This window comes from Kitasatospora sp. NPDC048722, from assembly GCF_040650235.1.
In the GTDB taxonomy this organism is placed as follows: Bacteria; Actinomycetota; Actinomycetes; order Streptomycetales; family Streptomycetaceae; genus Kitasatospora.
The window spans coordinates 1-20,910 of sequence record NZ_JBEZGX010000042.1 but is presented as its reverse complement, the minus strand read 5'-3'; the positions used below and the strand labels follow the sequence as shown (position 1 = coordinate 20,910).

Annotated in this window: 19 protein-coding genes; 9 read left to right on the top strand and 10 right to left on the bottom strand. The window is 74.5% G+C overall.

Features of this window, described 5'->3' with window-relative positions; all coding sequences use genetic code 11:
* The first annotated feature begins 226 nt into the window (after nucleotides 1–226).
* A complete protein-coding gene (locus AB0C76_RS27570) occupies nucleotides 227–403 on the top strand; it encodes a DUF6191 domain-containing protein (protein WP_359970716.1) in 177 nt (58 codons plus the stop codon).
* A gap of 51 nt (nucleotides 404–454) precedes the next feature.
* On the opposite strand, the gene AB0C76_RS27565 is transcribed toward AB0C76_RS27570, so the two are convergent.
* Both AB0C76_RS27565 and AB0C76_RS27560 read right to left on the bottom strand, forming a co-directional pair.
* Nucleotides 455–1,576 (bottom strand): PLP-dependent cysteine synthase family protein, encoded by a 1,122-nt coding sequence (locus AB0C76_RS27565; protein ID WP_359970809.1) that lies wholly within the window; start codon nucleotides 1,574–1,576, stop codon nucleotides 455–457.
* A gap of 212 nt (nucleotides 1,577–1,788) precedes the next feature.
* Nucleotides 1,789–2,967, bottom strand: a complete 1,179-nt coding sequence (locus AB0C76_RS27560) for an ROK family protein (protein WP_359970807.1) — start codon at nucleotides 2,965–2,967, stop codon at nucleotides 1,789–1,791.
* A 116-nt stretch (nucleotides 2,968–3,083) separates the two neighbouring features.
* Between AB0C76_RS27560 and AB0C76_RS27555 the strand changes: the two genes are divergently transcribed.
* Nucleotides 3,084–4,310, top strand: coding sequence for an MFS transporter (locus AB0C76_RS27555; RefSeq protein WP_359970715.1), 1,227 nt, complete (start codon nucleotides 3,084–3,086; stop codon nucleotides 4,308–4,310).
* Between the two features lie 121 nt (nucleotides 4,311–4,431).
* Nucleotides 4,432–5,037 carry a HutD family protein gene (locus AB0C76_RS27550; RefSeq protein ID WP_359970713.1) on the top strand — a complete coding sequence of 202 codons (606 nt, stop codon included), beginning with the start codon at nucleotides 4,432–4,434 and terminating at the stop codon, nucleotides 5,035–5,037.
* A gap of 32 nt (nucleotides 5,038–5,069) precedes the next feature.
* Here AB0C76_RS27550 and AB0C76_RS27545 read toward each other — a convergent pair whose 3' ends face one another.
* Nucleotides 5,070–5,825, bottom strand: coding sequence for a DapH/DapD/GlmU-related protein (locus tag AB0C76_RS27545; RefSeq protein WP_359970711.1), 756 nt, complete (start codon nucleotides 5,823–5,825; stop codon nucleotides 5,070–5,072).
* A 296-nt stretch (nucleotides 5,826–6,121) separates the two neighbouring features.
* Between AB0C76_RS27545 and AB0C76_RS27540 the strand changes: the two genes are divergently transcribed.
* Nucleotides 6,122–6,925, top strand: coding sequence for a maleylpyruvate isomerase family mycothiol-dependent enzyme (locus AB0C76_RS27540; RefSeq protein ID WP_359970710.1), 804 nt, complete (start codon nucleotides 6,122–6,124; stop codon nucleotides 6,923–6,925).
* Nucleotides 6,926–6,962: 37 nt separating this feature from the next.
* Here the strand turns inward: AB0C76_RS27540 and AB0C76_RS27535 are convergent, their stop codons facing one another.
* A complete protein-coding gene (locus AB0C76_RS27535) occupies nucleotides 6,963–7,736 on the bottom strand; it encodes an enoyl-CoA hydratase family protein (protein ID WP_359970708.1) in 774 nt (257 codons plus the stop codon).
* Between the two features lie 176 nt (nucleotides 7,737–7,912).
* Between AB0C76_RS27535 and AB0C76_RS27530 the strand changes: the two genes are divergently transcribed.
* The 3 genes from AB0C76_RS27530 (at nucleotide 7,913) to AB0C76_RS27520 (ending at nucleotide 11,885) form a co-directional block, all read left to right on the top strand.
* Nucleotides 7,913–8,764, top strand: a complete 852-nt coding sequence (locus AB0C76_RS27530; RefSeq protein ID WP_359970706.1) for an ATP-grasp domain-containing protein — start codon at nucleotides 7,913–7,915, stop codon at nucleotides 8,762–8,764.
* Nucleotides 8,765–8,887: 123 nt separating this feature from the next.
* Nucleotides 8,888–9,295: a RidA family protein gene (locus AB0C76_RS27525; RefSeq protein WP_359970704.1), complete on the top strand. Its 408-nt coding sequence runs from the start codon at nucleotides 8,888–8,890 to the stop codon at nucleotides 9,293–9,295.
* Nucleotides 9,296–9,581: 286 nt separating this feature from the next.
* On the top strand, nucleotides 9,582–11,885 hold the full coding sequence (locus tag AB0C76_RS27520; protein ID WP_359970702.1) for a glycosyl hydrolase family 18 protein: 2,304 nt from the start codon (nucleotides 9,582–9,584) through the stop codon (nucleotides 11,883–11,885).
* A 183-nt stretch (nucleotides 11,886–12,068) separates the two neighbouring features.
* Here the strand turns inward: AB0C76_RS27520 and AB0C76_RS27515 are convergent, their stop codons facing one another.
* Complete coding sequence (locus AB0C76_RS27515; protein ID WP_359970805.1) at nucleotides 12,069–13,277, bottom strand: geranylgeranyl reductase family protein; 1,209 nt, start codon at nucleotides 13,275–13,277, stop codon at nucleotides 12,069–12,071.
* 352 nt (nucleotides 13,278–13,629) lie between these two features.
* Here AB0C76_RS27515 and AB0C76_RS27510 point away from each other — a divergent pair, with 352 nt between their 5' ends.
* Nucleotides 13,630–14,994, top strand: coding sequence for a dipeptidase (locus AB0C76_RS27510; RefSeq protein WP_359970700.1), 1,365 nt, complete (start codon nucleotides 13,630–13,632; stop codon nucleotides 14,992–14,994).
* Here the strand turns inward: AB0C76_RS27510 and AB0C76_RS27505 are convergent.
* Both AB0C76_RS27505 and AB0C76_RS27500 read right to left on the bottom strand, forming a co-directional pair.
* Nucleotides 14,945–15,916: a DUF4184 family protein gene (locus tag AB0C76_RS27505; protein ID WP_359970698.1), complete on the bottom strand. Its 972-nt coding sequence runs from the start codon at nucleotides 15,914–15,916 to the stop codon at nucleotides 14,945–14,947. The genes AB0C76_RS27510 and AB0C76_RS27505 overlap by 50 nt on opposite strands.
* A 133-nt stretch (nucleotides 15,917–16,049) precedes the next feature.
* Nucleotides 16,050–17,117: an NUDIX hydrolase gene (locus AB0C76_RS27500; protein WP_359970696.1), complete on the bottom strand. Its 1,068-nt coding sequence runs from the start codon at nucleotides 17,115–17,117 to the stop codon at nucleotides 16,050–16,052.
* A gap of 436 nt (nucleotides 17,118–17,553) precedes the next feature.
* Between AB0C76_RS27500 and AB0C76_RS27495 the strand changes: the two genes are divergently transcribed.
* Nucleotides 17,554–17,886 (top strand): PfkB family carbohydrate kinase, encoded by a 333-nt coding sequence (locus AB0C76_RS27495; RefSeq protein ID WP_359970694.1) that lies wholly within the window; start codon nucleotides 17,554–17,556, stop codon nucleotides 17,884–17,886.
* Here the strand turns inward: AB0C76_RS27495 and AB0C76_RS27490 are convergent.
* The 3 genes from AB0C76_RS27490 to AB0C76_RS27480 form a co-directional block, all read right to left on the bottom strand.
* Nucleotides 17,846–18,730 (bottom strand): C40 family peptidase, encoded by an 885-nt coding sequence (locus AB0C76_RS27490; RefSeq protein ID WP_359970692.1) that lies wholly within the window; start codon nucleotides 18,728–18,730, stop codon nucleotides 17,846–17,848. The two genes, AB0C76_RS27495 and AB0C76_RS27490, sit on opposite strands and share 41 nt — an antisense overlap.
* Nucleotides 18,731–18,956: 226 nt before the next feature.
* Nucleotides 18,957–20,387, bottom strand: a complete 1,431-nt coding sequence (locus AB0C76_RS27485; protein WP_359970690.1) for an acyl-CoA synthetase — start codon at nucleotides 20,385–20,387, stop codon at nucleotides 18,957–18,959.
* 201 nt (nucleotides 20,388–20,588) lie between these two features.
* Nucleotides 20,589–20,910 (bottom strand): electron transfer flavoprotein subunit alpha/FixB family protein (locus AB0C76_RS27480; protein ID WP_359970688.1); only part of this gene is annotated, 322 nt, incomplete at its 5' end.

Below are 20,910 nucleotides of genomic sequence, written 5' to 3'. Positions count from 1 at the left end.
TTGGCCGCCAGCAGCGCAGGAGCCGCGGGGCGGCGCGGGTGCGCCCGGCAACTCGGGTGGCACGGGCAACTCGACTGCAGGAACCGCGACTTCACGAAGAAAACGGACATGGTGGTTGCCGCGCGCCCGTGGACCACTGGTACGGCGAGTCAGGTGCCGAGCCCTTCGTGATCCCGCCGCCGCCCGGAAACGGGCCCGTGGCACCGGGCTCCCCCCGGGCAAGTGCGTGCAGTTGGAGCAGCGCCGGGTCGAGCTGGCGCTGCGGGACGACGAGCACGACGGCGCTCCGAAGCGCACCGGGATCGACCTCGCCGACGGGCGGGCGGTGATCCGGCAGGGCGGGGGCGCAGCGGGGCGGCGGGGAGCGGGAGCAACGGACGAACCAGCGACGGCTGACAGCTGACAGATGACAGATTTCGAAATCTGTCATCTGTCAGCCGTTCGCCCTGCCCCGTCACCCCACCCAGGCCCCGCCCGCCAGGAACGACTCCAGGGCGGCCCGGTACGGCGCGATGTCGATCCGCTCGCCGGCCAGCCAGTCGTCGGAGTAGTACTTGTCCAGGTAGCGGTCGCCCGGGTCGCAGATCAGGCTGACGACGCTGCCGTGCCGACCGGCCGCCCGCATCTCAGCGACGATCTTCAGCGCACTCCACAGCCCCGTCCCGGTGGAGGCGCCCGCCTTCTTCCCGAGCACCCGCTCCAGCACCCGCACCGCCGCGACCGAGGCCGCGTCCGGCACCTTCATCATCCGGTCGATCGCGCCGGGCACGAAGCTGGGCTCCATCCGGGGCCGCCCGATGCCCTCGATCCGCGAACCGCTCACGCACACCGCGTCCGGGTCGTGGTCCACCCAGCCGTCGAAGAAGCAGGAGTTCTCCGGGTCCGCGACGCAGATCCGGGTGTCGTACTGCATGTAGTGGACGTAGCGGGCGATGGTCGCCGAGGTGCCGCCCGTCCCGGCGGTCGCGACGATCCAGGCAGGCTCCGGGTGCGGCTCCAGCTGGAGCTGGGCGAAGACCGACTCGGCGATGTTGTTGTTGCCGCGCCAGTCGGTGGCGCGCTCGGCGTAGGTGAACTGGTCCATGTAGTGGCCGCCGGTCTCCTCGGCGAGCCGCGCGGACGCCTCGTACACCTCGTCCGAGCGCTCCACCAGGTGGCACTCGCCGCCGTGGAACTCGATCAGGTCGATCTTGGCCTGACTGGTGCTCTTGGCCATCACCGCGATGAACGGCACCCCGACGAGCTGCGCGAAGTACGCCTCGGACACGGCCGTGGAACCGCTGGAGGCCTCGATCACCGGCTTACCCGGGCGGATCCAGCCGTTGCAGAGCCCGTAGAGGAAGAGCGAGCGGGCGAGGCGGTGCTTCAGCGAGCCGGTCGGGTGGGTGGACTCGTCCTTGAGGTAGAGGTCGATCCCCCACTCGGCCGGGAGCGGGAAGCGCAGGAGGTGTGTGTCGGCGGAGCGGTTGGCATCGGCCTGGACCTTGCGCACCGCCTCCTTGAGCCAGGCCCGGTAGTCCGCGTCGGAGCGGTCGACGTCGACGGTCGGCTCGATGCCGCGTCCGACGCCCGGCATGATGCCCGGTTCGGCGCCCAGCTCGGTGCTCATGGTCACTCTCCTCGTCTTGACCCCCCTCTGCTCACTACGAGTGTATGAGAGTCACGATAAGTGACAATTTTCGGAGCACCAGCTTCCGCTTATCCCTGTCCGCTCCCCCTGCCCGCTCCCCTGCCCCGATCAACCGCCCGAGCCGCCGCCCCGCAAACCGCAGGACCGCAGGACCGCTGTCAGCCCACCTGCACCGACTGCGGGTCCGCCAGGTACGGCCGCCACGCCAGTTCCGCCGCGCCGGCGAGCGCACTGTCCGCCAGCTCCGCGCCGACGATCGGCACCCGTCCGCTGCGCCCCCACAGGCAGCGCTCGGCGACGACCGCGCGCAGCCGCTCGGGCGCCGCTTCCAGCAGGTCGAGGTGGAGGCCACTGAGCACGACACGGTCCGGGTTGAGAATGTTGGCGACGCCGGCCAGCCCGAGCCCGAGCCGGTCGATGACGTGCTCGACCGCAGCCCGCGCGCGCTCGTCGGTCGCCGCGGCCCGGCACAGGTCGCGCGCCTGGTCGAGCATCGCGCGCCCCGGCTCGGGGGTGAGCCCGGCGGCAGCGAACAGTGCGTCCGGGTCGGTTTCCGCGTTGAGGCAGCCGCGGTTGCCGCACGCGCAGGGCCGGCCCTGCGGATCAACCGTGAGATGGCCGACCTCCAGCGCGAGCCCGGCACTTCCGGTGTGCAGCCGCCCGTCGATGACCAGCGCACCGCCGACGCCGCTGTGCCCGGACGTGACGAGGAGCAGGTGACGGGCACCGCGACCGGCTCCGTGGCGGTACTCGGCGAGCGCGGCGAGGTTGGCGTCGTTCGCGATCGCGGTGGGCAACGGGTCCAGCGCGTGCGGGCCGTGGTCGGCGCGGCCGACCTCGACGTCGTACAGGTCCGCCACGGGCGTGCCGCTCGGCCAGGCGAAGTGCAGGGCGGCGAGCGCCGTACCGTCCGGCTCGGTGACCGGGTTGGGCAGCGCGAGCGCGGCGCCGAGGCAGCGGCGGCCGGTGGAGCGGGCGAGCTCGGCGCCCGCCTGGGCGACGGCGCGCAGCATCCGGACCGGGTCGGTCGCGGCGGGCAGCGGCAGGTGGACCGGCGGATCGAGGAGCCCGCCGAGCCCGGCCAGCGTGACGCTCAGCCCGTCCGTGTGGATCTGCCCAGCGATCACCACGGGGCCCTGCGGGTCGATCGCGAGCCGGTGCGACGGCCGCCCGCGTCCGCCACCCGCAGGACGGGAGTCGACCGTGATCAGGCCCAGCGCCTCCAGCTCGGCCGTGACGGCGCCGGCGGTCGCGCGCGTGACGTCCAGCGCCCGGGTGAGCGCGGAACGGGTCGGCGTCTGACCGGTGTGGATGAGCGAGAGCGCGGGGCCGAGCAGCGTCCGACCGCGATCGGGGGCGGCACGGCGGTGGGCGTCGCGCTGCGCCTCGGAGTCGGTCCCGGGGCCCGCTTTCGCACTTGATGATGAGAGCTGCACGACCCTATTGTGACTTTGTGCCGCTTCGAAACAAAATCCGCGCCTCTGCCCCCACCGACCGGACCTCCCACCAGTCTCGCAGCACACCCCCGCGAACGGACAGCCCCTGGAGCCCGGCGCGCCTCGCGCTGACCGCGTTCTTCGCCGTCGACGGCTTCCTCTTCGCCACCTGGGTGGTCCGGATCCCGGACGTCCGCAGCCAGGTCAACGCCTCGCACAGCGCCCTCGGACTCGCCCTGCTCTGCCTGTCGATCGGCGCCGTCCTCACCATGCCGGTGGTCGGCCGGCTCTGCCTGCGGTACGGCTCGCGGCCGATCACCGTGGGCTCGCTCGCCCTGCTCAGCCTCGCCGTGCCACTGCCCGCGCACACCCACTCGGTGGCCGCGCTCGGCGGTGTCCTGCTGCTGTTCGGCGCGGGGTACGGCGGCGCGAACGTCGCCATGAACAGCGCCGCCGTCGACCTGGTCGCACAGCTCAGGCGGCCCGTCATGCCCAGCTTCCACGCCGGGTACAGCCTCGGCGGCCTGGTCGGCGCGGGCGTCGGCGGCCTCCTCGCGGGCACCCTCAGCGCCTCCTGGACGCTCGCCCTCGGCGGGCTGCTCGGCCTCGTGATCACGGCGGCGGCGGGCGTCGTCCTGCTGCGCAGCCCGGACGCGCCGCAGGTCTCGGGCGGGAGCAGCGCGAACGAGACCGGTGGCGCCGCTCCGCGCGCCGGGCTGATCGTCGTCCTGCTGGGCCTCACCGCCCTGTGCACCGCGTACGGAGAGGGCGCGATCGCCGACTGGACGACGCTCCACCTCACCGACGACGTGCACGCGAGCGCCGGGACGGCCGCCGCGGGCTACGCGGCGTACGCGTTCGCGATGACCAGCGGGCGAGTCGGCGGCACCTGGCTGTCCATCAGGCTCGGGCAGACCCGGCTGATGTTCCTGGGCGGCCTGACCGCGGCGGTCGGCATGCTGGCCGCCGCGCTCGCGCCGTCGGTGCCGTTCGCCATCGGCGGGTTCGTCCTGGTCGGACTCGGCCTGGCCAACCTGTTCCCGCTCGCCATCGCCCGGGCGGGCTCGGCCGGCGGGCCGCAGGGCGTCGCGCTCGCATCGACGCTCGGGTACGGCGGGATGCTGATCGGGCCGGTGGTCATCGGCTTCCTGGCCGACGCGGCCGGCCTGCCGCTCGCCCTCACCACCGTGGCGGTCGCGGCGGCGGCAGGGGCCCTCCTGCCGCTGACGGTGCGGCGGCACTGACGACGGACCACGAACAGATGACAACTGACAGATTTCAACATCTGTCATCTGTCTGCTGTCATCTGTTCGCCGCTGGCCGTCCGCCGTCACCCACCCCACCCGCAGTGGCATGATGCCGCCCATGACGACCACCGGGCGGATCGAGACACTCCGGGCGAGCGAGCGCCCGGCCACGGCATGGCTCAACGGGGGCGGGGTGACCCGGGAGGTCGCCGGTTTCCCCGCCGGGGCCGCGCTGGACGGCTTCGAGTGGCGGGTCAGCCTGGCAGACGTCGACGCCGCCGGCCCGTTCTCCCCGTTCCCCGGCATCGACCGGGTGATCACCCTGGTCGAGGGCCCCGGCATGGTGCTCACGGTCGACGGATCCGAGCACCGGATCGACACGCCCTACCGGCCGTTCGCCTTCCCCGGCGACGCCACCACGGACTGCCGCCTGCTCGCCGGCCCGGTGGTCGACTTCAACGTGATGACCCGTCGCGGAAAGGTCACCGCCGAGGTCGATCTCGTGACAGAGCCCGCATCCGCCGACGTGCCGCCTGGCGGCTCCGTCCTCGTGGTCTGCCTCGCCGGCTCCACCATCATCGACGCCTCGACCGACGCCTCGGCCAACACCGCCACCGCCACCGACCTCGCCCGCTACGACGCCGCCCTGCTCCGGTACCCCGGCCCGCTCCGGCTCCAGCCCGACGGCGTCACCGCCGTCATCACGTTCCGCCCCGCCGTCTGACGGCGCCGGACGTCAGGCGCCCGGCCCCACCCTCAGGCCGACTCACCCGGCAGCCGCAGGTCCCACCCCACCAGGGCGCGCAGCTGTTCCGCCGTCACACCGTCCGGCACCGGCTGCGGCGGCTCGTGGCGCAGCGGCGGCTGCCAGCCGTCCTCGGGAGTCCAGCGCCGCACGACCTTGGCCGGCGCGCCCGCGACGACGCTGTGGTCGGGCACCTCACCGCGCACCACCGCGCCCGCGGCCACGACCACGTTCCGGCCGATCCGGGCGCCCGGCAGGATCACCGCGCCGGTGCCGATCCAGCTGCCCGAACCGATCTCGACGGGCTCGTTGCGCGGCCACTGCTTGCCGATCGGCAGGTCGGTGTCGCGGTACTCGTGCGCCTGGTCGGAGATGTAGACGCCGGGCCCGGTCCACACGTCGTCGCCGAGGACGATCGACTGGTGCCCGACGATGTGGCTGTCGCGGCCTATCACGCAGCCGCCGCCGATCCGCACGATCGGATCGGGCCCGAGGTCGAGGCCGGGCAGGAAGCCGGCGCTGATGGTCACCCGTTCGCCGATGATCGAGAACGGTCCGATCGTGATCCACTGCTCGTTGAACACCGCCCCGAGCGGGAACGCGAGCGTCGTCCCGTCCCCCAACTCTCCGAAGCGGTAAGGGCCAGGGTTCTGGTTGCTGACCGCACCGGTTCGCTGCACCCAGCGCCAGCCCCGGTGGACGAGGCGTCCGGCTGCGCGCCGGCCGCCGGCCCGGACGGCGGAGACGAGGGAACGGGTTTTCGGCATGCGCTCACGTTACCGGCCCGTAGGGTCCGTCCGGCCGCCGGGCGGCCAACATCACACCCGGCCCACACGCCCCACCCGCACCCCGGCCTGCACGCACCGCGCCGCACGGCACGCCCGCACGCACCGCACCGCACGGCACCGCGCCGCACCGCACCGCACCGCACCGCATGCCACACCCGCACGCACGCCCCACCCCCCGCCCCTCAACCCCCGCGCCCCGCACGTACATCCGCCCCCGATCACCCCGACCCGATCGCCCTGCCCCGACGTCCGCCGGCCGTGGAACACTCCGGACCATGGACATCTCCGAGCACATCGACGCCCTGCGCCTCGAAGGCGCCCTGCTGGCCGACGCCGCCGCCCGCGCCGGCCTCACCGCCCCCGTCCCGACCTGCCCGGACTGGCAGGTCTCCGACCTCCTGCGGCACATCGGCACGGTCCACCGCTGGGCCGCCGCCCACCCCGGCCGGGGCCTGCGGGAGCCGCTCGACCTGAACGGCGGGAGCGAGCCGGTCGGCCCGGCGCCGTCCGACGCGGCGCTGCTCGACTGGTACCGCGAGGGCCACGCCGCCCTGGTGGACACGCTGGTGGCCGCGCCCGCCGACGTCGACTGCTGGTCCTTCCTCCCCGCGCCCAGCCCACTGGCGTTCTGGGCCCGCCGCCAGGCGCACGAGACGGCCGTCCACCGCCTCGACGCCGACGCGGCGGCCGGCACCGAGGGCCCGCGGGCGGACACCGCGCTCGCCCTGGACGGCGTCGACGAGCTGCTGCGCGGCTTCCTCGTCCGCCCGCGCTCGAAGCTGCGCAGCGAGGAGCCCCGGACCGTCCTGGTCCGGGCCACCGACGGCCCCGGCGCCTGGCGGGTGACGATCAGCCAGGCGCCGGTGGTGACCGTCACCGCGGACGCGCCGAACGGCCCGAACCACCCGGACGAACCGGGAGCCCCGGCCGAGCCCGCCGACCTGACCATCGCCGGCCCGGCCCACGAGCTCTACCCGCTGCTCTGGAACCGCCTCCCGGCCGACCGCGCCGGAGCCACCACGTACACCGGGGACGAGGACCTGCTGCGCCTGTGGCGCGAGACGGCCGGCATCGGCTGAGGACCGGTCCGGTCGCACGGCGGAACGGCCCGCCCCGTCAGCGCACCCAGCGCGCGGGCCGCTTCTCCAGGAACGCCCGCATCCCCTCCTGCGCCTCCGCCGAGCCGAACAGCCGCGCCGACAGCTCCACCAGCTCGTCCGCGTCGCGCTCGAAGGAGCGCACGACCTCGGCGTTCGCCAGCCGCTTGGACTCCGCGAGCCCCTGCGGCGAGCCCTGGCGCAGCGCGTCCAGCAGCTCCTTCAGCGCGGTGCCGGTGTCCTCGGCGGACGCCGTGGCGCGGGTGATCAGCCCGATCCGCGCGGCCTCGGCGGCGTCGAAGACCTCGCCGGTGAGGTAGTAGCGCGAGGCGGCGCGCGGGTCGAGCTTGGGGCGCAGCGGCAGGGAGATGACGGCGGGCGCGAGGCCGAGCCGGACCTCGGTGAACGCGAAGGTGGCGGCGGGGCCGGCGACGGCGAGGTCGGCCGCGCCGACCAGGCCGAGGCCGCCGGCCCGCACGTGCCCGTCGATCACGGCGATCACCGGCTTCGCGCAGTCCACGATCGCCCGCTGGAGCTCGACCAGACCGCGGGGGCCGACCGTCGGGTCGGCGCCGGTGGCCTCGGACAGGTCCGCGCCCGCACAGAACACCTTGCCGGTGTGCCCGAGCACCACCGCCCGGACGTCCGGGTCGGCCGCGGCGAGCGCCAGGCCGGCGTGCAGCTCGGCCATCAGGCGGGTGGAGAGCGCGTTGCGGTTGTGCGGCGAGTCGAGGGTCAGGGTGGTGACGGCGTCGGCGGTGGTGACGTGGACGAACGGCGCTTCTCTGGTCATCGGCGGGGCCTGCTTTCCGGCTGAGGGTGGGTCGGACCGCGGGCGCCGTCCGGGGTGCCCGGACGGCGCCCGCACGACTCTGGCACGCCCACCCGTCCCTCGGCCAGAGCCGCCGGGGACGCATTGGGCGGAAAACCCGTGGTGGGCGCCACACCGCCGGCGGCACCATCGACGCCATGAGCACCATGAACGCCCCCACCCCCGCCCCCACCCCCGCGACCGGGGCCGGGGCCGGGGCCGCCGGCACCGTCCTGCTCCTCGCGCCCCGGATCAACGAGACCGGCCTCCAGTTGCGCACCGCCGCCGGCCGCCGTGGCCTGCGCGCGTTCACGGCGACGTCGTGGCGGGCCCCGGAGGAACTGCTCGGTTCGACGGCGCCCGTGCACGTGTACGGCGGGCCGCTGTTCGGCGACGCCGTCGGACGGGCGCTCGGGCTCGCGCTCCTGGAGCCGGCCGCCACCTGGCTCGGCGACCTGCCGCGCGAGCTGACCGGGCGCCGGGTGTCCTGCACGACGCTCGCCGAGGCGCGGAAGCTGCGCGGTCCCGCGTTCGTCAAGCCGCCGGCGGACAAGGTGTTCGCCGCCCGCGTCTACGAGGACGGTGCCGCACTGCCGGGGCCCGGAGTGCTGGACGGCGACACGCCGGTGCAGGTGAGCGAGGTGGTGCGGTTCCGGCGCGAGTACCGGCTGTTCGTGCTCGATGGCACCGTCCGGGCCGCATCCCGGTACGCGGTGGACGGGGAGCTGAGCGTCGCGCCGCTCGGCGCGGACGCGGGCGAGGTCCTCGCGTTCGCCGCCGACGTCCTCGCCGCCGGCGGGCCCGCTCTGCCCAGCGCCGCCGTGGTGGACGTCGGCCCGACGGACGGAGGTTGGGCCGTGGTCGAGGCCAACGCGGCCTGGGCCAGCGGCGGTTACGCCGCCGACCCGGACGGCGTCCTGGACGTCGTGCTGCGCGCAGCCGGACCCCTCGCGCAACTCCCCGCGGCCGACCGCCCGTTCCTGCGCGACCTGCCCGAGATCGTCCGCTGATCCCGGGCGCGGTCGCGCGTCCCCGGGCCGCCCCACCCGCGCACGGCGCGCTCTTGCGGCGAAAGGAGCGAAAGGAGGAATGGAGGGTGCGGCGGCGTCCCGCCATGCGCCACGATGGCCCGCATGACCACCAACCACCACCTCACCCACATCACCGAGCCGCCCGGCGTCGCCCCCGGCACCGGCTACACCCAGGTCGTCACCGGTACCGGCCGCCTGGTCCAGGTCTCCGGCCAGGTGGCCTTCGACGAGCACCGCAACCTCGTCGGCGTGGGCGACCCGAAGGCGCAGGCGCGGCAGGTGTTCGAGAACCTGCGCCGCTGCCTGGCCGCGGCCGGCGCCGGCTTCGACGACGTCGTGAAGTTCACCATCTTCGTCACCGACATCGCCTACCTGCCCGCCATCCGCGAGGCCCGCGACGAGCACGTGAACACCGCCAACCCGCCGGCCAGTTCCGCGGTGCAGGTCGCGGCGCTGTTCCTGCCCGAGGTGCTGATCGAGATCGAGGCATTCGCCCTCGTCCAGGAGTAGGCACCACCACCGGCCCACCCCGGGCCCACCCCGGGCCGCCGAGACCTCGCCACACTCCTCGTTCCCGCCGTCCGGCCCACCGGACGGCGGGAACCGTGGCGAGTCCCGCCCCCACCCACGACGCGACCACTCAACTCCCCAGTGGTTCAGACCTGTTGACGCATTGGTCCAGTCCTCCTACAGTGCCCATGCCCCGCCTCCCGACGGCGCGGGCACCGATCGCACACGGATCACCAGCACCGGTTCTACTCCACCCTGTCCAACCCCCACAGACACAGGGAGAACCATGTCCGCTCGATCCCGGGCGGGGCGCCCACGCGCGCGCAGCAGGCTGCTCGCGCTGCTCTCCGTCCTGCTCCTCCCCCTCGCCGCACTCACCGCGCTGGCCGCCCCGGCCCAGGCCGCGGGCAAGCTGACCGCCGCCTTCACCACCGCCGACAACGGTTCGTGGTGGCAGGGCACGTACGTCGTCCGCAACGACAACGCGGCCGCCGTCACCGGCTGGACGCTGGAGTTCGACCTCCCGGCCGGTGTCACCATCGGCAACACCTACAACGGAACGGCCACCGTGAACGGCCGGCACGTCACGGCCACCAACGCGTTCTACAACGCGACCGTCCCCGCGCACGGCACCACCGAGCCGTACAGCTTCTGGTTCGTCGGCAGCGGCCCCGTCGCCACGCCCCTCAACTGCCGTGTCAACGGGGACAAGTGCGACGGCAGCGCCGATGTCCCGCCGTCCGCGCCCGGCACGCCGACCGTCACCGAGTCGACCGCGCACACCCTCACGCTCGGCTGGCCGGCCGCGACCGCCGGCGACTTCCCCGTCGCCTCGTACGACGTGCTGAACGGCGCCACCGTCGTCGGCTCCAGCACCACCACCAGCGCCGTGGTCACGGGCCTCGCCCCGGCCACCACCTACACGCTCGCCGTCCGCGCCAAGGACACCCGCGGCAACGCGAGCGGGCCCAGCGCGCCCGTCACCGCCGCCACCTTCGACCCGTCGACCGACCCGAATCCGCCCACGGCACCGGCCAACCTCCGTGCCACGGAAGTGAGTTCGTCCGACGTCACACTCGCCTGGAACGCCTCGGCCGACAGCGTCCGCGTCGCCGCGTACGACGTCTACCAGGGCGGCACCCTCGCGGTGACGGTCGGCGGGAGCACGCTCACGGCCACCGTCGGCGGCCTCTCCCCTTCCACCGCCTACACGTTCACCGTCAAGGCCCGCAATCCGGCCGACGTCTCCTCACCCGCGTCCGCACCGCTCGCCGTCACCACCTCCGACCTGGTCGGCGCCGGGAAGTACGCCCGCGTCGGCTACTTCGTGCAGTGGGGCATCTACGGCCGCCAGTACTTCGTCAAGAACCTCGACACCTCCGGCAGCGCCGCCAAGCTCGACGTCGTCAACTACGCCTTCGAGAACATCGATCCGACCAACCTGACCTGCCTCGCCGGCGTCACCAAGGGCACCACGTCCAACCCCCAGGACCCCGACCAGGGGACGGGCGCGGGCGACGCCGACGCCGACTACGCCCGCCCGATGAGCGCCGACCAGTCGGTGGACGGCGTCGCCGACGACGGCTGGGGCAAACTCCGCGGCAACTTCAACCAGTTGAAGAAGCTCAAGGCCAAGTACCCGAACCTGAAGGTGGTCGTCTCACTCGGCGGCTGGACGTACTCCAAGTTCTTCTCGGACGTCGCCGCGAGCGACGCCTCCCGGCAGAAGTTCGTCCGGTCCTGCATCGACGTGTGGATCAAGGGCGACCTGCCCGCCTACAACGGCGCGGGCGGCCCCGGCACGGCGGCCGGGATCTTCGACGGCATCGACCTCGACTGGGAGTGGCCCGGCTCCGGCGACGGCCACGCCGGCAACCACTGGAGCGCCGGCGACAAGGCCGGCCTGACCCTGCTGCTGGCCGAGTTCCGCAAGCAGCTCGACGCGCTGGGCGGCCCGCACCGGCTGCTCACCGCCTTCACCCCGGCCGACCCGGCGAAGATCGGCGCGGGCTGGGACCTCACGAAGATCTTCGGTTCCCTCGACATCGCCAACGTCCAGGGCTACGACTTCCACGGCTCCGGCAGCGACAACTCGTGGGAGCCCAACCGCACCGGCCACCAGGCCAACCTCAACGCCGACCCCAAGGACCCGTACCCGTCCCACTTCAGCGTGGACGCGGCGGTCCAGGCCTACCTCGGGGCCGGCGTCAACCCGCGCAAGCTCACCATCGGCTTCCCGTTCTACGGCCGCGGCTGGCAGGGCGTGGCCGACGGCGGCGCGTCCGGCGCCTGGCAGTCCGCGAACGGGGCGGCACCGGGCCAGTTCGCGGAGGAGGCCGGCACCCGCGGGTACGACAACCTCATCAGCAGCGTCCCCGACCTGACCGTCCACCACGACCCGCAGGCCGTCGCGACCTACGGCTACACGGGCGCCGGCGACCAGTGGTGGACGTTCGACGACGCCTGGTCGATCGCCGGGAAGACGGCCTACCTCAAGTCCAAGAACCTCCTGGGCGGCATGATCTGGGAGATGTCCGGCGACACCCCGACCGGCACCCTGATGTCCGCGATCGACACCGGTCTCCGGTAACCGGGCCCGGCACCCTGCCGGGACACTCGACGCGCCCCTCCCCACAGGAATCCCCACGGGAATCCCCACGAGAATCCCCACGAGAACGGAGCCGGGGCCGGCGCTCCCTCCGAGGAACGCCGGCCCCGACCCGTCCCACGCGACTACGGGACTACGCGACTACGCGACGTCGGGACCAGAGGACTAGCGCGAGGCCAGCGCCGACAGCCTGCGCGCCGCGCGGTACTCGCGCAGCACCTGGGCGAAGGTCGTGTGCCCCTGGGTCGTGCGGGCGAAGGCACGCCAGGCGGCCGGCACCAGGCAGACCGCGGCGTGGAACAGGTACGGCCGGCGCTCGAAGGCCGCCAGCAGCTGCTTGCCCGCCCGCATCTCCACGCCCAGGCCCGCCTTGATGGCGAACGCGTAGTTGAGCGCCTCGCGCCGCACCCCGGCCGCGTCGCCCGCCTCGGCAACCTTCACGGCCCACTCGCCGGCCAGCCGGCCCGAGCGCAGCGCGTACGAGATGCCCTCGCGGGTCCACGGCTCCAGCAGGCCGGCCGCGTCCCCGGCGACCAGCACCCGGCCGCGCGAGAGCGGCGAGTCCTCGGCCCGGCAGCGGGTCAGGTGGCCGGACTCGACGCTCGGCGTGAAGCCGGACAGGCCCAGCCGCCGGACGTAGTCGGCGAGGTACTGCTTCGTCCCCTCCCCGTCGCCGCGCGCCGAGATGACGCCGACGGTCAGGCTGCTCGACTCGGTCTTCGGGAAGACCCAGCCGTAACTGCCGGGCAGCGGACCCCAGTCGAGGTGGATCCGGCCCGCCCAGTCGGCGGCGACCTGCGGCGGCACCGGGATCTCCGCCTCCAGGCCCAGGTCGACCTGGTCGAAGGTGACGCCCACGTGCCGGCCGATCCGGCTGGCGCTGCCGTCCGCGCCGACCACCGCGCGCGCCTCGAACCGGCGTCCGTCGGCAGCCGTCACCAGCGCCGTGCGGTGGTCCCCGCCGCGCTGTTCGACGCCGGTGACGGTCACGCCGGTGACCATCACGGCGCCCGCCTGCTTGGCCGCCTGCACCAGGCGCAGGTCGAACTCGTCGCGGTTGACCAGGCCGAACAGCATCCGCTTCGAGCGCTGCGTCCGGGTGTACCGCCCCCGGTAGGCGAAGGTGACGGCGTGCACGCGGTCCTGGAGGGGCAACCGGAAGTCCGGCGGCAGGCTGTCCCGGGAGGGGCCGATGATCCCGCCGCCGCAGGTCTTGTAGCGGGGGTGCTCGGCCTTGTCGAGCAGCAGCACCCGGCGGCCCTGGACGGCGGCGGCGTGCGCGGCCGAGGCCCCGGCCGGTCCGGCGCCGACCACCACGACGTCCCAGACGCCGCCGACCGCGTCGAGCGCGTCGGCTGCGTCACCCGGGTCCAGCGCGCCGGACCGCGGATCCGACGGACCGTCGGAAGGCCGGACGAGTCTCTCGGGCGCCTCGGACGCTTCCGACGCCTCGGACGCCGTCGGCAGTTCGGACGCCTCGGCGTCGAGCGGGCTGCGGGAATCGGAGCTTCCGGAGTCAGTCACGTCGAGCAATCCTATGCGTCCGCACCGGTCCCTGCCGAGCCGCACCACACCGCCGCGACCTCCCTGCGCCCGTCCCGAACCCGCACCCCACCCCCACCGCACCCGCCCCGCGCCCGCCGCTCCGCCTATGATCGGCGGTACCCCAACCGCCCGTACCCGCCCGGACCATCCCTCGGGCGGCCCCGTCCCCGGAGAAGCCCCGATGTCACAGCCCCTGGCCGACGCCGTCCGGTCGCTGATGGACCGCGCCCGCACCGACCTCGCCGAGCTGGTCGCCTTCCCGTCGGTCGCCGACCCGCGCCAGTTCCCGGTCGAGGAGTGCGAGAAGGCCGCGCGCTGGACCGCCGAGGCGTTCGCCGCCGAGGGCCTGACCAACGTGCAGCTGATCGACACCCCGGACGGCACGCAGTCCGTCTACGCCGAGCTCCCGGGACCCGAGGGAGCGCCGACGGTCCTGCTCTACTCGCACTACGACGTCCAGCCGCCGCTCGACGAGGACGCCTGGCTGAGCCCCGCCTTCGAACTGACCGAGCGTGACGGCCGCTGGTACGGCCGCGGCGCGGCCGACTGCAAGGGCAACATCCTGATGCACCTGACCGCCCTGCGCGCCCTGCGTCAGGTGTACGGCGACGCGTACCCGGTCGGCCTGAAGATCATCGTCGAGGGCTCGGAGGAGCAGGGCACCGGCGGCCTCCAGCAGTACGCCGAGGCGCACCCGGAGCTGCTCGCCGCCGACGTCATCGTCATCGGCGACACCGGCAACTTCGCCCCCGGCCTGCCCACCGTCACGGCGTCGCTGCGCGGCATGACGGTCGTCGAGGTCTCCCTCACCACCCTCGCCGGCAACCTGCACTCCGGCGCCTTCGGCGGCGCCGCCCCGGACGCGCTGCAGTCCCTCGTGAAGGTGCTCGCCTCCCTGCACGACGAGAACGGAGACGTCGCCGTCGCCGGGCTGGCCACCGACCAGACCTGGGAGGGTGTGCAGTACCCGGAGGAGCAGTTCCGCGCCGATGCCAAGGTGCTGGACGGCGTCGCCCTCACCGGCACCGGCTCCGTCGCCGACCGGCTCTGGGCCCGCCCGTCCGTCACCGTCCTCGGCATCGACGCCCCGCCGGTGATCGGCGCGACCTCGTCCGTGCAGGCCGCCGCCAAGGCGCTCGTGAGCCTGCGGGTGCCGCCGGGCACCGACTCGGCCGCCGCCCAGGACCTGCTGGTCGCCCACCTGGAGGCGAACGTGCCGCTCGGCGCACACCTGACGGTCGAGCGCCAGGGCAACGGCGCGGCGTTCAGCGCCGACACCACCGGCCCGGCCTACGAGGCGATGGGCAAGGCGATGGCCGAGGCCTTCGGAACCCCGATGGTCGTCTCCGGCGAGGGCGGCTCGATCCCGCTCTGCGACACGCTGCGCACGCTGTACCCGCAGGCCGAGATCGTGCTGATCGGCGTGGAGGAGCCGACCACCCAGATCCACGCGGTCAACGAGAGCGTGGACCCGAAGGAGCTGGAGCTGATGGCCCTCAGCGAGGCCCTGTTCCTGCGTCACTACGCCGAACTGCGCTCCGCCTGACGGACGTCGTGCCCGCCCCCGCGGCGGGCACCCGCCGCCCGGACGACGCACCGGCGGGCGCACCGGACCGTGCCCCCGGGGACGCACCGGACACCGCGCCCGCCGACCGGCCGGCGGCTGCACCCAGTCGCCGGCCCCTGGCCGCCACCACGGCCGCGACGGCCGCCGCGTAGCCGGCCGCACCCACCACGAGCCCGGCCCCGGCGCCGAAGCAGAACTCCGGGATCAGCCCGCGCCGCAACGGGCTGATCCGCTGCGCCACCCCGGCCGCCGTCGCCAGGCCCAGCGCCACGACGGCGGCCCTCCGGCCCGTCCGCGAGAGCGCGACGGCGGGCCGCACCGGCTCGACGGACCGCGCCGCGCGCACCGCCCAGCCACCGACGGCCGCGAGCGCGAGGGCCGAACTCCCGTACTGCAGAGCCGAGTAGAGCGGCACCCCGGTGACCTCCCGGTCAAGCACCGGCAGCAGCCGCACCCCCAGCCGCCCCTCGTGGGTGAAGGCGTCCCACCCCACGTGCGTGGCCGCGCCGACTGCCGCCGACACCGCGAACCACCCCGCCCGTGCCGCAATGTCCGGGTCGCCACGGCGCACCGCCGCCACCACGCCACCGCGCGGGACCGTCAGCGCCTCCGCCACGCCCGCCCACCGCTCGGGCAGCAGCGCCACCAGCGGCCCCCGCAGCAGCCCGTGCCAGCCCGCCACCAGCGCGCCCGCGACCACCACGTCCAGCGTCGGCACCGCCCACCACCGGTGCGTCAACCCGCCGTGCCCGTACACCCCGGGCAGCAGGGACTCGGCGAAGAACGGCACGTCGGGCGCCATCGACCCGGCGACCAGCGCCGACGCCACGAGCGGCCCGCGCTCCCCGGCGGCGCGCAGCAGGGGCAGGACGGCGGCGGGGTGGCTGAACGTGAACGGCATGCGCCCATCCTGCCCGCTCCCGTCCCGGCCCGCCGACCGCCCACGCCCTACCGTTCCGGGGCGCTCCGCCGTTCCGGGGGCTCCGCCGTTCCGAGGCCTCCGCCGCCCCCGCCGCCCCTCGCCCCCGCCCTGCCTACGCCGCGTCCGCCGCCCTGGCCAGCCCCACCGCGACCCGCCGCCCCGCCTCCAGGTACCGCAGCTCCCCACTGCGCCGGGCGTCCAGGGTCGCGGCCAGCCGCCGGTACCGGCTCGGCGGCAGCAGGTCGGCGGCCTCGTCCAGCGTGACGAAGCGGCAGTTCCGCAGCTCCTCCCGCTGGAGCAGGAGCCCCTGCCGGGCAGTGGCGTCCAGCAGCCCGCCGTCGTACATGAGCCGCAGGCCGCCGCGGCGCGGCCCGGTCCGCGGTTCCCAGTCGACGGCGAGCAGCCGCAGGACGGCCGGGTCGAGCCGCAGGCCGAGTTCCTCGGCGGTCTCGCGCAGGGCGGCGTCGGTGGGGGCCTCGCCGCGTTCGACGACGCCGCCGGGGAAGTCCCAGTCGGGCTTGTAGACGGGATCGACGAGGAGCACGCGGTCCTGCTCGTCGAAGAACAGGACGGCGGAGGCGACGGTGTCCTCGGTCGGGTCGGGCGTCTGGACGATCGGGCAGCGGGCGGCGCCGTCGCGGACGAGCTCGGCGATCCGTTCGGCGGTCTCGCGCGGCGTGAGCCCGCCGGTGTCGAGCGCGCGGGCGTCGCGCAGCAGCCAGCGCCGGGCGGCGCGGTAGCGCGGCAGGTGCTCCAGGCCCCACCGGCGGACCCGGTCGCTGGCCTCTGGGTCGCCCGGGCACGCGTCGCGCCGCTCGATGCGCTCGCGCAGGATCGTTTCTTCGGGATCCAGAACGACGTGGTGCACCGCGATGCCGTGCGAGGCCAGGTCGCCGAAGATCTCGTCCCGGTAGTCCTCTCTGAGCAGGGTCATCGGGACCACCAGGGGGCCCGGCACCTCGCCGAGCAGCGCGGCCGCCACCTCGGGGACGAGCCGGCGCCAGGCCGGCAGGTCCTGGAGGTCCGACACCGCCGACAGCCGGTCGGCCGGGAGCATCCCGCGCAGCCCGGCCCCCACCAGCTCGGGGTCGAACAGCGTGCTCCCGGGAAGCAGTTCCACCAACTCGCGGCAGGCGCTGGTCTTGCCCGCCCCGAACGTGCCATTGACCCAGACGATCACAACGTCCCCTGCCCCTCGACTTCCCCCGATGCCGTTCGCACCGGGCGGCGCCCCCGTTGTCGAACCAGCGCCACCCGAGGTGGTACCCCCGCCGCGCGGCTCCCCATGCCTTCCCGCGCCCTCCACTGCGCCGCCACGGCCCGCCCAGTGACAGCGGCATGTGCCCAGGCCAGGGGCCCGGGCGACGGACGGCGCCGACTGTTCGCGCAGGCCTCCGTGCGCGCTTCGCACGCCTACGGCCCGCCCCTGGTGCGCCCCATCAAGCCGGCTCGCACGCCCGTACAACGGCGCTCACGCAACAGCACACGCCCCACGCGCACCACCCCCGCGCACGACCGTACGCCCTCCGCGTCCCCACCCACGCACCGGCTCCCCCGACACCTGCCACCGAGCCGCCACCGAGCCGAGCCCCTAGCGACCCGCGCCGCCACCCGGCTTGCACCGAGCCCTGCCCGCCCCCGCCGTCACCGTGGTCGACACCACCGGCGCCGGCGACGTCGTCTGCGGCGCCCTGGCCGCCGAACTCGCCCGCGGCGCTGCCCTGCCCGAGCCGGCGGCCACCGCCGTGGCCGCCGGGGCGTTCGCCGTCACCGCCCTGGGCGCCCGGGGTGCCCGGGGTGCCCTCCCCCGTCCGGCTGACCTCTGCCCCGGCACCTCCCGAGGTCAACATCCCTGCACAGCGGAGGGCGTTCGGGCCGAACAGGCCCGAACGCCCTCCGCTCACACGGCTACGGGCGCCCCATGTAGGCCGGGTAGTAGCCACTGCTGATGCCCGAGATCCGGATGTTGGTCCCCGGCCGCGCCGCCTCGACGTACTGGTTGTTGCCCAGGTAGATCGCCACGTGCTGGATGCCCCGCCTCGTGCCGTCGGGTGACCAGAACAGCAGGTCGCCGCGGCGCAGCTGGCTCGCGTTGATCGGCGTGGTCGCCTCGTACTGGTCGTTGGCCACCCGCGGCAGGTCGATGCCACCGCGCCGGAACGCCTGCTGCACCAGGCCGGAGCAGTCGTAGCCGTCCGGCCCGTTGCCCGCGATCTCGAAGGGCTTGCCGAGCTGCGCGAGCGCGAACTGGATCGCCGTCTCGACGTTCCGGTCCGCCGCGGGCGGCGCCGCGCTGGAGGAGGAGGACGAGGACGAACCCCCGCCCCCCGTGCGGTCGAGGTAGATATCGTAGTGGGTGGTCCAGCGCCACTCGCCCTTGCTGTTCTTGAACCAGTACCGCGAGCCGTCCCAGCCCTGTTTGATCCCCCCGTTGGACTTCGCGCCGGAGGACGAGGGCGACGTCTTGGCCGTCGAGCCGCCCCCGGTGCGCGCCTTGTAGACGCTGTAGTGGGTGGTCCAGCGCCACTCGCCCTTGCTGTTCTTGAACCAGTACCGCGACCCGTCCCAGCCGGCGTGGGCCGGCGCCGGCTCGGCGGACGCGGGGGTCACGCCGGTGCCGAGGCCGATCACACCCGCGCCGGCGACGATCACGGCCACCATGCCTATCCCCCGGCGCATCCGCCCGGCCCGGGAGGGACGGGCCGCGGCCCTGCGGTCGGCGGTGGGGCTGGTGGTGTGCTGCCCGGTCGGCTCGTCGGAGGCATCCGGTGCGCCGGTGTTGACGGTGGTCATCCTGCTGACTTCCTTCACTGCTGCGGAAACGCGGAGTGGTCCGAGCCGTCGAACCGACCCCAAAGGGGACGGATCGGACGATTCGGTCCTGTCGCGTGTCACGTTAGGCACGCGTCCGCACCCGGCGCGCAGTGAAGTAAGCCAAAGGAAGGGTCACGAAGGGTGAGCACCGAACGGGGCATCAGAGTGAGCCGCCGTCACCGGCGCGGTTCCCGACGCCCCCTCATCACCGCTCGTCGGACTCCGCCAGCAGCTGCTTCTTGAGCACCTTTCCCATGGCGTTCCTTGGGAGTTCGGGCACCAGGACGACCCGCCGCGGGCGCTTGTGCACGGACAGCCGCTCGGCCACGAACGCCGTCAGCTGGTCCCCCGTCACCGGACCGTCCGCGATGACGTACGCGACGACGGCCTGCCCGAGGTCCTCGTCCGGCGCGCCGACCACCGCCGCGTCGGCGACGGCCGGGTGGTCGCGCAGCGCGGCCTCCACCTCGCCGGCACCGATCCGGTAGCCGCCGCTCTTGATCAGGTCCACCGAGGCGCGGCCGACGATCCGGTGGAAGCCGTCCGGGCCGATCACCGCGACGTCGCCGGTGCGGAACCAGCCGTCCGCGGTCCACGCCTCGGCGTCGGCGTCCGGCCGGTTGAGGTAGCCGGAGAAGAGGGTCGGTCCGGCGACCTGCAACTCGCCGACGGTCTCCCCGTCGGAGGGCACCGGCGCGCCGTCCTCGCCGACCAGCCGGGTGCGGACGCCGTCCAGCGGCAGGCCGACGCTGCCGGGCCGGCGCTCGCCGTCGGCCCGGGTGCTGACGGTGATCAGCGACTCCGTCATCCCGTAGCGCTCGATGGGGGCGTGGCCGGTCAGCTCCGCGAGCCTCTCGAACACCGGGACGGGCAGCGGCGCGCTGCCCGAGACCAGCAGCCGGGCGCCGACGAGGGCGGACGCGGCCTCCGGGTCCGCCGCCAGCCGGGACCAGACGGTCGGCACGCCGAAGTACAGGCTGCCGCCGGCGGCCGCGTACCCGGCGGGAGTGGGCCGGCCGGTGTGGACCAGCCGGCTGCCGGTGCGCAGGGCGCCGAGCACACCGAGCAGGAGGCCGTGGACGTGGAAGAGCGGCAGGCCGTGGACCAGCGTGTCCCCGGCGGTCCACTGCCAGGCGGCGGCGAGCGCGTCCAGGTCGGCGGCGACGGCCTCGCGGCGGATCACCGCGCCCTTCGGCGCGCCCGTGGTGCCCGAGGTGTAGAGGACGAACCCGGTGGCGTCCCCGGCCGGCTCGGCGTACGTCGTCGCGGAACGCTCCGCCGGATCGACCGGCAGCGCCTCCACACCACCCATCGCGCCGTCCCCGACCGCACTGTCCCCGACGGCGTGCGCCAGCAGCGCGGCCCCCGAGTCGCGCAGGATGTGCTCGCGCTCCTTCGGCCCGGAGTCGGGCGGCAGCGGCACCACCGGCACACCCGCCAGCAGGCCGCCGACCACGGCGGTGACGGTCTCGACGCTCGGCCGCGCCAGCACCGCGAGCGCGGGGGCACCGGCGACCCGGTCGGCCACGACGGTCGCGGCGCCCAGCAGGTCCTCCCGGGAGAACGCCCGCCCGTCGATCCGCAGCGCGTCGGCGGAGTCCCCGAAGCCGCCCTGAAGTGCCGTCAGCAGTGCCATGCGTCCGTCCTCGCCTCTCCACAGGTGTCGCGCCGACTCTACGGGCCCACCGCGAACGCCCGGGAACAGCGGTCCGGGAACAGCGGTCCGGGAACAGCGGGACAGGAACAGCGTTGACGGGACCGGCGGGACGGCCCGGGAACGCCGGAGGGCGCGGCACCGAGCACCCGGCACCACGCCCTCCGTCCCCGCCGGGGCGGATCAGCCCTTGCGGGCCTTCACCTCGGCGGTGAGCTGCGGCAGGACGGCGAACAGGTCGCCGACGACGCCGTAGTCGACCAGCTCGAAGATCGGGGCCTCGGGGTCCTTGTTGACGGCCACGATGGTCTTCGAGGTCTGCATGCCGGCCCGGTGCTGGATGGCGCCGGAGATGCCCGCCGCGATGTACAGCTGCGGCGAGACCTGCTTGCCGGTCTGGCCGACCTGGTTGGTGTGCGGGTACCAGCCGGCGTCGACGGCGGCGCGCGAGGCGCCGACGGCCGCGCCGAGCGAGTCGGCGAGCTCCTCGACGACGCCGAAGCCC